The 13232-nt window shown below is 41.6% G+C and carries 18 protein-coding genes; 4 read left to right on the top strand and 14 right to left on the bottom strand.

The annotated features are described in order from the left end of the window. The first annotated feature begins 182 nt into the window (after positions 1-182). Positions 183-392, top strand: a complete 210-nt coding sequence (locus CYLST_RS12160; protein ID WP_041233080.1) for a hypothetical protein — start codon at positions 183-185, stop codon at positions 390-392. Between the two features lie 35 nt (positions 393-427). Here CYLST_RS12160 and CYLST_RS12165 read toward each other — a convergent pair whose 3' ends face one another. The 13 genes from CYLST_RS12165 to CYLST_RS12230 all read right to left on the bottom strand — a co-directional run bounded on the left by CYLST_RS12165 (position 428) and on the right by CYLST_RS12230 (position 9696). Beyond that, entirely contained in the window at positions 428-742 is a 315-nt protein-coding gene (locus CYLST_RS12165; RefSeq protein WP_015208024.1) for a hypothetical protein, read from the bottom strand. After that, positions 739-1116, bottom strand: a complete 378-nt coding sequence (locus CYLST_RS12170) for a hypothetical protein (protein WP_015208025.1) — start codon at positions 1114-1116, stop codon at positions 739-741. The genes CYLST_RS12165 and CYLST_RS12170 overlap by 4 nt, the downstream gene beginning before the upstream one ends. A 37-nt stretch (positions 1117-1153) precedes the next feature. After that, entirely contained in the window at positions 1154-1498 is a 345-nt protein-coding gene (locus CYLST_RS12175; protein WP_015208026.1) for a hypothetical protein, read from the bottom strand. Between the two features lie 9 nt (positions 1499-1507). Further along, positions 1508-2353, bottom strand: a complete 846-nt coding sequence (locus CYLST_RS12180) for a hypothetical protein (RefSeq protein ID WP_015208027.1) — start codon at positions 2351-2353, stop codon at positions 1508-1510. Between the two features lie 7 nt (positions 2354-2360). Next, positions 2361-2819: a hypothetical protein gene (locus CYLST_RS12185; RefSeq protein ID WP_015208028.1), complete on the bottom strand. Its 459-nt coding sequence runs from the start codon at positions 2817-2819 to the stop codon at positions 2361-2363. After that, entirely contained in the window at positions 2820-3059 is a 240-nt protein-coding gene (locus CYLST_RS12190; protein ID WP_015208029.1) for a hypothetical protein, read from the bottom strand. Positions 3060-3064: 5 nt separating this feature from the next. Further along, positions 3065-3646: a hypothetical protein gene (locus CYLST_RS12195; RefSeq protein ID WP_015208030.1), complete on the bottom strand. Its 582-nt coding sequence runs from the start codon at positions 3644-3646 to the stop codon at positions 3065-3067. Between the two features lie 92 nt (positions 3647-3738). Next, complete coding sequence (locus tag CYLST_RS12200; protein WP_015208031.1) at positions 3739-4566, bottom strand: hypothetical protein; 828 nt, start codon at positions 4564-4566, stop codon at positions 3739-3741. Between the two features lie 15 nt (positions 4567-4581). Beyond that, entirely contained in the window at positions 4582-7149 is a 2568-nt protein-coding gene (locus CYLST_RS12205; protein WP_015208032.1) for a hypothetical protein, read from the bottom strand. Beyond that, complete coding sequence (locus tag CYLST_RS12210) at positions 7146-7466, bottom strand: hypothetical protein (RefSeq protein WP_015208033.1); 321 nt, start codon at positions 7464-7466, stop codon at positions 7146-7148. The genes CYLST_RS12205 and CYLST_RS12210 overlap by 4 nt, the downstream gene beginning before the upstream one ends. A 625-nt stretch (positions 7467-8091) precedes the next feature. Next, a complete protein-coding gene (locus CYLST_RS12220) occupies positions 8092-8571 on the bottom strand; it encodes a hypothetical protein (RefSeq protein ID WP_015208035.1) in 480 nt (159 codons plus the stop codon). Then, positions 8564-9343, bottom strand: coding sequence for a hypothetical protein (locus CYLST_RS12225; RefSeq protein WP_015208036.1), 780 nt, complete (start codon positions 9341-9343; stop codon positions 8564-8566). The genes CYLST_RS12220 and CYLST_RS12225 overlap by 8 nt, the downstream gene beginning before the upstream one ends. Next, a complete protein-coding gene (locus tag CYLST_RS12230) occupies positions 9343-9696 on the bottom strand; it encodes a hypothetical protein (RefSeq protein WP_015208037.1) in 354 nt (117 codons plus the stop codon). The genes CYLST_RS12225 and CYLST_RS12230 overlap by 1 nt, the downstream gene beginning before the upstream one ends. 347 nt (positions 9697-10043) lie before the next feature. Between CYLST_RS12230 and CYLST_RS12235 the strand changes: the two genes are divergently transcribed. After that, positions 10044-10667, top strand: a complete 624-nt coding sequence (locus tag CYLST_RS12235; protein WP_015208038.1) for a 4Fe-4S single cluster domain-containing protein — start codon at positions 10044-10046, stop codon at positions 10665-10667. A gap of 208 nt (positions 10668-10875) precedes the next feature. On the opposite strand, the gene CYLST_RS12240 is transcribed toward CYLST_RS12235, so the two are convergent. Beyond that, complete coding sequence (locus CYLST_RS12240; RefSeq protein ID WP_157162575.1) at positions 10876-11052, bottom strand: hypothetical protein; 177 nt, start codon at positions 11050-11052, stop codon at positions 10876-10878. A gap of 292 nt (positions 11053-11344) precedes the next feature. Between CYLST_RS12240 and CYLST_RS12245 the strand changes: the two genes are divergently transcribed. Beyond that, on the top strand, positions 11345-12349 hold the full coding sequence (locus CYLST_RS12245) for a FecCD family ABC transporter permease (protein WP_015208040.1): 1005 nt from the start codon (positions 11345-11347) through the stop codon (positions 12347-12349). A 41-nt stretch (positions 12350-12390) separates the two neighbouring features. Next, positions 12391-13167 (top strand): ABC transporter ATP-binding protein, encoded by a 777-nt coding sequence (locus CYLST_RS12250; RefSeq protein WP_015208041.1) that lies wholly within the window; start codon positions 12391-12393, stop codon positions 13165-13167. Positions 13168-13232: the final 65 nt, after the last annotated feature.

Here is a 13232-nt window from a genome sequence, read left to right on the forward strand (position 1 = left end):
TAGCGGCTCATCTACCAAGCGCAGCCGTTCGCATTTCTGGGGTGAAGTGCGATCGCCCTGGGCGGAGTAATTAGATGGCTGTAATCCTTTGCTGACAGAGGTTATAGCGGCTCATCTACCAAGCGCAGCCGTTCGCATTTCTGGGGTGAAGTGCGATCGCTCCTAATCTATAAAATTGACTAATGGATATTTTTTTAATGCTCGAAGTTAGTATTTCTAATTTCTTGTCCTCCTTTAAAATTTTCCGAAGAATTAAAGGGGGCAGTTGGTACTTAATTTATAACGATGCCGCTTCGTACCAGAATAATAAAGGCAAAAAAATATGGGTTGATCAGGCGGCTTATCAGGTGGCAATTGATTTCTTCCCGGCTTTAGCCGAAGAAAAATATTAGCGGACAGCCAAGCTCATTCGCAATAACGCAGATGCTTAACGAGAATGAGTTTGGCGATCGCCCTTCGTTTCACCGTCCTGGTGATGGGCTTTGATGTTGAGCATAATCTTAATCTCTAGAATGTCCCTAGAGATGGTGCCCAGATCCTCTTTGAATTCGTCCATTAGTTCTGCGATCGCGTCCGAAATTTGAAGTTGGTTATTTTTTAAATGATTGAAATCCCTTTCCGCCTCCACTCTTTTCCGTTCAGAAGACTTTTCGCGGCTTAGATACCAGGCGGCGAGCCAAATCATGTTGGTCAAGATTGCAAAAAGTAGGGTGCCAAGTGCGATCGTGTCGGAGTGGTTCATAAATGCCCCTGGTTTTTAATCGCGTCGCTAAGGGTAATGATCCGTTGCTCCATGCGCTCAAAGACAATTGCGCCTGATATTCGTTTATTTATTCTAGACATTGCTTCCGTAGAATCTTGATGCTGATCGGCAACCTTAGCGTTCATTATGTCTCTTTCATAGGTTGCCGATTGAATATGCCTGTCAAGCGCTTTATCAAGAGCGGCGATTTGTTTTTCTAATGAATCCTTGGTTAATTCTAAGTCTTTATAAAAATTTTTTTCTAGGCTCAATGTTGATGCTTCAAGCTTTGCCTTGACCTCTGCTATCTTCCACACAACAACCAGCAGCGAAACCAAAAAACCTACTATTTCCGAAAAATCTTTAATGCTCAACTTGCCCTCACTCTAACTATCTAATTAATTAAATTTGCTACATTACATCGCTTTCCCAGTCTGGATAAAGCAAGTTACCTTCTTCATCTATAACTTGGGATAAGTACTCGTAAATTCTTTTTACAATATTCCCTGAAGCATCCAGCGATGATGGAGTAAAGTTAGCATCAAATTCGGCTCCAGTAGCACTAAATCTTTTAAATGTAATAGGTTCGCGGCTGGCGTCACGATCAGCCTTTGAGTTGTATGTTAGAAGAATGAATTCAACTAGCCTATTATCTCGGTCATATGTAATACGCCCTACTTTCAAGTATGCTGCGAGGTAAGAACCTCCAGTAACTGGGTTCACAAAACTTTTTCCAGCTTTCAGGACTAATGCCATATATTTATTTTATTTATATGCAGGCAGGTAGGCAATTTGATTATTTATTTTTACCTCAACCCAACCTACTGGTGCAGATGCATTTGTAGGGGAATTGCTATTCTCTGGGAAATTTATTTTAAAATCATTTGAAATACCCAGTTTAGCCACACCGGAAATGTTTTTAAATTGCAATAAGTCCACCGCCTGACCAGAAGCAGCATGTATTGTCAGGCAACTAAAGCTTGCATTGTAATTTCTTAAATTAGCTCCGGAATTTTCTGCAATATCGAAAAGAATAGCCGCTCCATTAAATCCATAAATTTTTATTCCATTGTAGGGCGATATCGCTATTGAGTGTCCGCTATACCCAGCGGTTCGGAGTCTAAGCCCCTCTATGCTGGGAATATAAAAAATCATTTGATTGCCATTTATTATGGAAATACCTCCGATAAACTGATTATTGCGATTCAAGACCAAGTCCGAATTGTTCAGCGCTAACCGCGCCCCACCTTGCTCATATCCGAAATAAAGTCCGCCTGGAGTCAATGCAGGGTTTAATGAAGTGTCTGGAAACCAGTTCAGATAATACAAATCCGTCTGCTGATTACTTCTCTGTGCTTGTATTTTGAGAGTAGAAAACCCATTTTTTAATTGAACTATGTCGTTTAGTTGACCGACAGTCCCAACACTCTGAAACACACCGTTTTGACTGCCAACACTACTAGATAAAGCTTGGATAGTTGTAGGTGGCGTAGACTTCCAAGTAGCCCCGCCGGAGATGCTTTTTACTTGGTAGGCTAATGCATTTATAGCCCCAATAATAGTTTGAGGAGTATTGCTGGGAGATACGGAATCATTCACGGTAAATGGCATCTGGCATCTATCCTCCAATCAATTCCTTGATGTCCAGAACTGCATCTCTTGTAACAGTAATGGCGTTCTCAACTTCTCCAGTGAATTCATATATAGTTAGCTGTAAATTCCTTAGCCAGTGAGCTTCTCCATTGCTATTTAGTATCAGAGAATAAGTGCTAGCAAAAGACGGCAACTCAATCAATTCTGCATTATTTAAATCTAAGGACTTTTGCAATATCTCAGTTTTAATACCCTTTATCGATTGAAACGCCCTTAGATATCCCGCCCATTTCCACCTTTTAAAAGCAGGTATGGTAGACGCTGTTTGTACAATCAGCAACCGACTTGAAAGCAAAAGAGGAACCTCAAAGGGAGGTAGTTTAATATATCCTCCCAATGACGTGACATTCGGCGCTTCTTTCAATTCCTGGTAAACCAGATGCCATAAAGATGAATTATTTAAGTCAGCGCTAAACTCACTCAATTACATCACCCCTATAATCACCAAGTCGTTTTCCAGTGCGGTTACATAATTGTCCATCTCTACGTCTACAGTCTCAAGAACATCAAGGTATTCTTGAAACGAAATCGCTCCTTTACAGAATGCTTGTCTGGCTAAATAGGCAATTTCCTCTTGATCGATGCGTAGCTGAATTTCATCGTCAGACATCTCTCCAAATAGAGGAATCTCTATACGTAGCAAATTATCTATAGTTGGAGGCATGGCAGTTATCTATATATTTCTGGGCTAAAAGAAGCGGCACGACCTTCGCCCTTGATCGCCGTTGCTATGGCTAGTTTAAGCGCCTTGTAACCTTCGGTTAATGCCGTGCTTTTCATGCCAAATGGATAAGTGTAACTTGCGGTACTTCTGTCGTTATATCTTCTTCCCGTGCGTTTAGATGTTTTTGGGGTTCCATCACCTGATGCCCGAATTGAAATAGTAACTTTTGCAGGCACGAAACCATTCACCTCTACAGCCGCTTCAGTCTCAGCTGCGCCTTTTGAAATATTTAAGAGAGCGGCAGTTACGTTTGCAGTACCAACTGCTGTTTCAGCGCGGAGAGACAGAGGTACTTTTGCCTTTGCAGCCGTCGCCACAGGTTCCGCAAATGGCATCAACGCATAAACAACGAGGCTACCAGGTTGCGACGCTTGCGGACGGGTCCCGTACTCTACTGCTTTTTTCCCAGATACTACAGCCTGGTAAAATCCCAGTGGCGTGCCGTCCGACAAATCCGGTGTAGTTCCACCCGTCAGTGGGCGTAATAATTTTAAGGCATAATCTAGCTTGGCGTTTCGTTTTCCCATGAGTTAATTTTCCTATTGGTGGTATACCAGTATTAGCATTAACTTCAGTCCACGCACGTTAGTTGGGACAGTATACTTATCCAGGAAAGATTTTAAATAGTGGTCAGTCGTTCTATTACTTGTTTAAGTCGTGATTGTGGAGTGGCAACCAAATTAATAGCTTTTAACCGTCCATGCAACAAAAGTTGAGCATAGCGAAAGCGGACGTCAACCCTAGGGCGTTCTACAGACTTCTTGGTTTGCTGCCCATAAATTAATTGTGTGCCTGGATTCAAAGAATATGTCCTGTCATGGTCTGGGAAATCCACAAAATCCTTGTTGAAGGGATGCCCTTGAATAGCGAGGACATTTTTAGCAATACGTTCCCCTTCTGATTTATTTTTAACCAATAATCGCAAATCATAGCCTCGCTCAAAATCTTTATAGTAGTAATAAAACCATCCTTTTTCCCAATTAAATATAGGGGTACCGAATTCTCTTTTTATATCTTTAGCCATTGCTTCTGCCTTGGCTCTAGAATATGTGTTGCTAGACTCATTCATCAATCTAAACGTAATTTCACCTGACGCAGGATTATTACGGTCAATTACATCAATCCCTAATCTTTCGACAAAATACAATTTCACTTGAGGCTTAAACTTCACCCCTCGTTGATGCTCCGAAACCGGGATACCATAAACAGGGGCTTGAAGGCTTTGAGCATGACCACAATCAAACTCAAAAAATAACTTTCGCAGAATCATTGTTTCGGCATTATCGTCATCCCGCATTAAGCAGGCGTATGCTGCTTGTTCCTTGGGAGTTCCTCCAGGTTCATCAAATTTTTGGTTTTTAAAAAAAGCGCGAACATTTGCGTTGTGCTTTTTTCTTAAAAGGTCGTGAAAGTGTTCGATTGGTGAATGATTTATAGGGATTGCCATTTAATCTTCGTCAAGTTAATCTTCGTCAGGGTCTAAGTCAATATCGTTAAGAATTGCAGCAATAGATGATTCTTTAACCACAGTCTCTTGAGCTTTGGTCTGTAAAGCATCTTCAATTTTTAGTCCTTTCGGAATTTCTGGCTCTTCTTTAAGTGCCTTTGTCACCTCGGCTAGGCTTTCATTGAAATCAGTCCCGGCCTGGATTATATCAATTGGGACTTGAGATACTTGTAAAATGAAGTCGGCGGACTCTTGTGCTTTTTGAAGCTTAGAAAAAATACCCCATTTTAAATTTGGCTGTGGATTGAAAGTTTCGTAAGCTTTTTCGCCAATTACACGCCAGTTTCTTAATGCATTACCAACCTTAGCGGTTTGACCAGCGACTACTTCCAATCCATTCAGGATAACATCAGACATATTAGTAATAGAGCTAATCATGTTTGCTGCCGATTGATAGATTCGGCTAGCCTTAGTCCATGATGCTGTAAAAACCGCATAGTTTTCACTTCCTATTAAGCCTTTAACTATGTCTTCTACAGTGCTGTTAATAACGGTATTAATATCTAACTGGTTACCCTCACTGTCTTTGAATCCTATTAATTGTAGTCCGTTATTTATAACGCCTAACAAGGTTTGAGAAAGATTGTTGCTTAACATTGCTGCATTATGTACTGTAGCTGCAAAAGTAAGGATATTCAGCGCCCTGTCTAGCTGCAACCACTTAAAGCCATCCACCAATTTCCCTGACAAGCCACCTGGTACTTTATCCCCCAGGCGGGAAAGTATTTCTAGTAGTGCTGCGTCTTGCCCGGCGTTGTTTGCGGCATTTAGCTTGTCTAGCAATTCACCCTTGTTCGCATTGCTATTGTTGTTAATATCGGATGCGTTTTTATCTAGCGCATTTTTCATGCATCCGCCATTAGCAGAATTACATATCTGTTTCCCTACCTCATTTCCAATCTGAGGCACGGTTGGTATGTTTGGCTTAATTGCATTGGCTGTGTTGCCAGGAATAGCAGGAATCAATTGCAAGAGCGGGAACATTTGATCTAATTTCCTATTTCCTTCGATGTTCACTTCCCTTTGTTCCTTTATGTTTTTATCCAACTTTCCTAAATCAGTTTTAAGTTGGGCGTTTTGTTGGTTCAAGCCGTTAACTCCAGTAGTTAACTGATTCAGTTTTTTGTCATGTTCGGCTACTGATTCTTTAAAGGTTTTTAAGTCACCCCCTAAACTCGCTACTATTCTCTTTTGTTCCTCCAAGGTGGTTTGTTGCAGCTTTACGGCTTGTGCCAATTCGGTTGGGGGGGAAACCACAACACCGTTTTTTATTTGACTGATTCTGTCATTTTGTTGGTTAATGGCAGTGGCTAGATTAGTTACGCCCCCAGCAATTGAGTTATCTCTGTCTCGTAGGGCTGCATCAATATATCCTTGGCTACGCTTAAAGTTTTCTAAATTAATTTTTAAGGTAGAATTAGAGCTTTTTAGCTCAAAAACATTTTTCTCTATTGCTGGAATTTTATTGATAGTTGGGTTAAAAAACTCTTTTACCCGAACGATAACATCATTTGTAATTGCCTTGGTGTCTGCCGGAGTGGCAGGCTTCAAAGCCTTAAAGGCATTTTGTAGTGATGTAATTACTTTTGATTGCAAGCTAATCGCATCATTAGCTTTGGCAATACTTTGATTAGCCTGCCTGTTGGCTGTTTGAGCATCTGCCAATCCCTTTTTAAGGGTGTTTACTGTGGCTTCTATCTTCTGCTGGAATCCATCTTTGGCTGCATTAATATATTTATTAAAATCAGTCTGGAGTGCTTTAATAGCATTTGAATTTTTCGTATTAAAACTGCGACCTTCCGCCAGTGAATCATTAGCAGCTTTTTTCGCAGCGGCGATACCAGCGTCTAGGATTTTGCGCCCTACCTTGACTTCATAAGTAATGTTGTTTAATTTTTCTCTAATAGGAACCAATAATTTCTCTAAACTATAAACCCTATCTCTGGTGCGCTGATTTTCGAGTTTCACCTCTTTAATGTCAGCTTTGATTTTTCTGGCGGCAAGAATGCCACGGCTAGCTAGGCTATATGCTTTGGATAAGTCGGCTTGAGCCACATTATTAAACTTATCCTGCTGTTCTTGTGTCAGTTCATCGACTTTAATCTTAATTGCCAAGATTGCGGCTATACCACCAAAGCCTACTATTGTTGCAACAAGAGACCCTATCCCCCCCGCAGCTTTTCCACCCTGCCCCCCCACCTTTTTAAATGGATCTAAAAGTGCATCCCATAGCTTTTTCATATTGCCCGACTCTTTCGCAACTCTATCGGCTGTCTCTTTGACTTTTTTACCGTTTTTTTGTATTTCCTTAATTTGGTCTAGAGTGTAATGCCCTTCTCTAAAAAAATTGGCTGCGCGTCCTAGTTTTTTAAATGCGCTGTCAGGTAATTTTGTTCCAGGATTTGGTAAATTTTTAATGTTCCAGTTACTGAAACGATAGGGGCTTCTTCTCCCAAAATTTTTACTTAAGTTAGTAAGCCCCTTAGCTAAATCGGCGCTAGCAGGAGTTGAGGGTATTGTCATTTTAATATTCCAAAAAAGGTAGCTACGTTTTGGAAAAGATTATCAAAGATGGCGAGGAAACCTTTAATACCATCTGTAAGGGTGTTGACTATGTCATGTATCACCTTCAAATCTGCATCTAATTTGTTTATGTATCTCTCTATCTTTTCTATTCTTAGCCTAAGTTCTTTGTCGTCATATCCTTTATTCGGTGCCGCTGAAGGATTTTTGTTTTTATCCTGTTTATTATTTTTTAAGTCTGAAATTTGCTTGTTTTGGGCGTCGATTTTTGCTTCCAGGCGAGCTAACGCGGCATCAACATCCGTACATTGACTCATGTATACTTACCTGCTAAATTGTTGATTTTCTTGGCAGTTTGGCTGCAATCACTACAACAGTAAAAAGGGTAGCTGGGTGATTGACATTCATGCTGTCCATCCGGACATCTTCCACACTGAATGCTATAGCTAGCGGGGCATTCTCCCTGTGATTTGTGAATGGTAATACCCTTGTATTTAATTTCAATAGAGCATTTTTTTTCAGCGGTGTTCGGGCATTTGGGACTAGGGGATACCGTTAGACGCCCATTTAAATGTGTGTCTATCCTGAAAAATTGAGACCTACATCCCATCGCCGCTAACGAAACAGAATCTCCATAGGCTAGCCCGCCAATTATTCCCGTGCATGGGCTTTGGAGGAGGTAAGAAGTCCTATCGCAAGGGATAAACGTTACGAGGTAGTCGTATCCGTTGCTGTAGGATATCTCATGATCTCTTACGCTTAATTTGTACGCTCCACCATCTATGTAATAACCTTCTTCTTTGTAACCATTGCTTGCGGAGGCTGGTACCTCTCTGGTGGTTATTTCAATCGGCGCATATTTAGCGCTAAAAGTATATTTTCTGTCTTTAAAGGTGATTGTTATTTTTGGTTTATCACCTTCTTTGCAATGTGTTGCCATGCTCAGTAATCCATAGGGTTAAATGTTTCTGATACTTGGGGTAATTCGTAATCTGTTATCAGTAGGGACTTTTTGAACCTTAATTCAAATACGTAAGCCAAAATGTTTCCATCAATATATACAGACACGCGTTCGCAATTAATTTTTGATTCAGGCTTGTTTGAGATGGTGGTTGACAGATAGGCGATAAATGCTGCGAGGAATGATTCTAGTGTGTTGGTGTATTGGGGGCTAAATCCGACGTAGCCTAACTTAGATAGAGTGAGTAAAGTTGCTGATTGGGTGATATCTCCCGATGGCAGGAATCTTTTTTCTATTACCTGAATTTGTAATCCTGGATTTAATTGCGCTACTGTTCTACAGGTTATTTTCAGATTAGCCAAACCCACAAGGACAGCAAGATTGAATTGCCCTTTTAGACTTAGGTTCGCTCTAAAAGGGACAGATAAAATGCTTTGCGTTCCTAGTGGAATGCTAGGCATTCGCCACCTCAATGGCTAATGCACCGTTGCCAGTTCCCAGCATCATGAAATTCTTTCCTGTGCCTGGTTCTTGAAATATGCTCAACCGGGGAATGCTATTTCCTGGTACGGCCGCAAAATTGCTGCTAGTCCACAGCCAGCATCCTTGCCCTGTGTTGCTCCTCAGCTTGACCCCCTTTTCGGGGGCATAGGTATTAAATTCTGTACAGAATGCAGATAACAGGGAATTTCCAACTGGGTCGGCGGTGAGGTTGGTATTACTGAAGATGTTTATGGCAGTTAACGACCAAGCCGATCCAGTTGATGTTTGATTGATGCAAGCTTTAGGAGCACGGTTTAAAGTCCAGACATCGAAGCTGTTCTCCGGAATTAAGACGCCCAACAACTGAAACGTAGACCCCTGGAGTACTCCAACAAGGCTGTACTCAGTGCCGCCGTTAAACGCGATTATCGCAATGTCACTACCACTGGCGAATATTGTACTGTGTGTATCACCACTGCCATTGCTGCCAGTATTGGTGGCAATGTTCCATGCTGTAAAAAGCTGGTGTGTAATTGCTAGGGCTGTGGTTACGTAAAATCGGTAGTAAACAGTTGCATAGGTTCCCGTCCCCGCTGTCTTGCTAAATACGCAATGTTTTGTCCCGCTGGCGGTGTACTCACTGACAAAAATCAAGCCAGAGCTAATTAAAGAAGATTTAATTGCATCGTATATTAGCGTTTGGGTGATCGATGAGCTAACGCTGGTTCTGTAGATTGTTGCAACTGCCATTACATTCCATCCGGCTTGAGAGCAATGCTTGATAATTCATCGGCACTCAATACCCTTTGGAACGTGTAAGTAAAAACAGTTTCGGTATAAGTGACGCCGCCTGACGTCGAAACGGTTGGATCGCCCACTGTAACTTGTAAATTTCTTGTGGTGTCGTCCCCATACTCTCTCGTAGGGAATTTTACGGCAAGGATTTGGCTTAGTCCAGCAATCATTGATTCTAGTGTGTTCGTTGCTGCTGGGGTAAATTTGTTCGTAGCGGTTGCCTCTACCAAAGATGTTTTTGGTATTTCCAGCTTGGTTACGTCTTGAGTAGCACCAGGTAAAATTTCGGTCAGGGTTCTTTCAGCCATGAGTAAGTTTTATTTAGTATGTATATATAATATATACACGATTACTAAGCCAAAGCTTAGTGGTAAATTTTCATAAAAATAGCCGCGAATATTATATTCGTGATTATAAAAGACAAATATAATTGCGATCGCGTTTCTGGGGTGAAGTGCGATCGCTTTTAGATGAGTAGCATTTGAGTAGCAAAATATTGCGCCGATTAGTACTGGATCGGGTGTTTCTAAGTCATTTCGAGTAGCGTTTGAGTAGTAATCGGTGCAATATATCTTAAAAACCTTACTAATACTATGTTTGTAAAAACTTCGCTATATTAGCGATTAACAGGCAAAGGCTAAAAGGAGCTAAAGAGATGGAAACAAAGCCAAGCAACCCATCGCTAGCACTCACAGAAATTCCCCCTGGCTATCTCAACATCATGGGTTACGTTGATCAGTCAGAAGTCAACGGCCCTGGTTCTCGTGCTGTCGTCTGGGTGCAAGGTTGTCCCCGCGAGTGTTCTGGGTGCTTTAATCCCGACTCCTGGTCGTTTGAAGTTAACCAGCTAATTGCTGTTGATACCCTCGCTGAAAACATTCTCAGCAACCCCAACAACACAGGCGTCACATTCTCTGGCGGCGAACCTTTTTGGCAAGCATCTGCACTGGCCTCTTTAGCTCGTAAGCTGAAAGCTGCTGGGTTAAACGTTATGTCTTTTACTGGGTTCACCCTGAAGCAACTGCAATCTGAATCCGCACCGCCCAGTTCTCAAAAATTGTTAGAACAATTAGATATTTTGATTGACGGGCCTTTTGTGGAATCTCAGGCAATTAATTCTCCCACGTCTCCCGTTTCTTCCAAAAATCAACGAGTGCATGTATTCAATCCCATCTTCCAAGACCAGATTAGCTGGGCCAGCGACCAGATAGAAGTTCACATTCTTAAAGATGGTAACCGCATTGTAACCGGCTATCAAGGTTGGCTAGAATTGACTTGATCAAAGAATGAACAGTGAAAAAAAAGGTATAGCGGTTCTGAATTGAATCAAGAAAGTAGAGACGTTCCATGAAACTTCTCTACTTTTCGCCATGTGCGACTTTTATTAAATTGTCATTTTGAACGGAAAGTAGTAGTGCAAAAAGTATGAAATACTTTATTTTGCTTCAGTCCATTCATCATGATAGTTTTAAAGTCACGCATCGCGTTTAGAAACGTATTGGATTGTTATTAGGTGGAGAAACAGGAGAATAAACGGCAGCAAAAGCACTCCAATTGGGATTAGTACCTTGACCACCACAAATAAATTCCTGTTCTTCGATAGATAACTCCAAGACTTTTTCTGTCAATGAATCTTTGATGAATAGTCTAGATTTGGTTTCCATGATTTTTGGCTCACTGGTGTACATAAACCTTTTAGGCTATCGGACGTCTAATATTAAGCTTGTAAATCCTGAATTCAAGACTTGATGAAGCAAAAATTAAATGCCGATTAGCTTCCTTATATTTCTATATGATTTTCATGTTTTTTTACTCTACTAAAGTAGTAAGTTTCCAAAATATATATATTTATTAAGATGGATGTAACGCACTGCAATTATATTTTAAATTTTATACCTTTTTCAGCCCACAGATGTTATGTCTAAGGTATATTTCAACCTTTAGCTAACTAGAAAATTGCAGACAATTTTTAGCAAACATCGCCTACTCTGGGCAGTTTTACTCCTCAGTAGCGCCTTAGTAGTAACACTAGCCCTGTCTCTTTCTCAAGGTGCAGTACCTTTGAAAGCTCCTGAACTTTGGCAAGCAATTCTCCACCAAGGCGATCCTGTTAAACAGACGATTCTCTGGGATTTGCGACTCCCGCGCATTGTGGCGGCGCTGATTGTCGGTGCAGCTTTAGGAATGTCTGGCGCACTACTGCAAGGAATGTTACGCAATAGTTTAGCCGATCCATTTATCCTCGGCATTTCCGCAGGTGCTGGACTAATTGTGATTCTGATGATCGTTTTGCAAATCTTCCCCATGGCGATTCCCTTAGCGGCATGGCTGGGTGCAATTTTGACCTCTGTCCTAGTAATTTTACTTGGACGCACGGGGTCGGGAATTTCTATTGAACGGTTGATTTTAGGTGGGGTAGCGGTGAGTTCTTTATTGGGTGCCCTCCAAAGTACACTGCTTTTACTAGCCGAAGATGGTCAAATTCAAATCGCGCTGAGTTGGCTGGTGGGTAGTCTGAATGGCCGGGGTTGGCAAGAAATTACAACGGCTGGCCCCTACATTATCGCCGCTTTGCTGATGGGGTGTTTGCTGGCGCGATCGCTCAACGTGTTAGCTTTGGGTGATGATTTAACCGTGGGTTTGGGAGTATCCTTAATGCGATCGCGCCTTTTAATTGGCGGTGTCGCCACTTTATTAGCCGCAGGTGCAGTCAGTATCAGCGGTTTAATCGGCTTTGTCGGACTGATTGTTCCTCACGGTGTCCGTCTAATTGTGGGTACAGATCACCGCTTTGTTTTACCACTCTCAGCGCTGGCAGGTGCGTGGTTACTCATCTTTGCAGATTTACTCTCCAGGCTCGGAGCAGTAGAATTACCAGTAGGTTCTGTCACTGCCTTATTAGGTTCGCCGTTGTTTATCTGGTTACTTTATCGTCGTTCTGGCAGTTTGAGTAAACTGTAAACAGTTGCACTCTTGAATTTTCCTATTTTGAATTTCTAAAAATGCCCCTCGAACTGCAAAATCTCACAGGTGGTTACACCAATACACCAATTATTCAAAACATTAACCTCACCTTACAAACAGGAGAATGGTTAAGTTTAGTTGGCGCTAATGGTTCCGGTAAGTCAACATTACTCAAATTGCTCAGTCGCATTCTTTCGCCACAGCAGGGAATAGTGCTACTCGATGGTAAAGCAATTCACTCTCAACCCCCAAATTTAGTTGCTCAAAAATTGGCATTGTTACCGCAACAACAAACGGTTCCTGTGGGCTTAACAGTTCGGCAATTAGTTGGTTTAGGACGTACGCCCCATCAGCCTTGGTGGCAATGGGAATTAACCGCCGAAGATTGGCATAAAGTAACAGCAGCAATCAAAAAAACACAACTTGAAAACTTAAGCGATCGCCTAATCGAAGAACTATCCGGCGGTGAAAGACAACGGGCTTTTTTAGCTTTATCTCTGGCACAAGAACCAAAAGTTTTATTATTAGATGAACCCACAACCTATCTAGATATTAACTACCAACTACAACTCTTAGAACTACTCAAAGATTTAAATCAGCAGCAAAAACTAACCATCGTCACAGTTTTACACGAATTGAATTTAGCAGCGCGTTACAGTTCCCGTATTGCCTTATTAAAACAGGGTCATCTTCGGGAAGTTGGCACACCAGAAGCAGTGCTAACACCAAACACCATCGCTCAAGTTTTTGGGGTAGAATCTGTGATTATTCAGACGCCTGTGGGGTTGCAGGTTTGTGCCCTATCTCCAGTGTGAATTTAGCTCATTAAAAGCACTTTGTTATTATCCCCAACTGGTTGCTCCACGTTGAGGTTTTTGTT

The sequence above is a fragment of the Cylindrospermum stagnale PCC 7417 genome (genome assembly GCF_000317535.1).
Lineage (GTDB): Bacteria > Cyanobacteriota > Cyanobacteriia > Cyanobacteriales > Nostocaceae > Cylindrospermum > Cylindrospermum stagnale.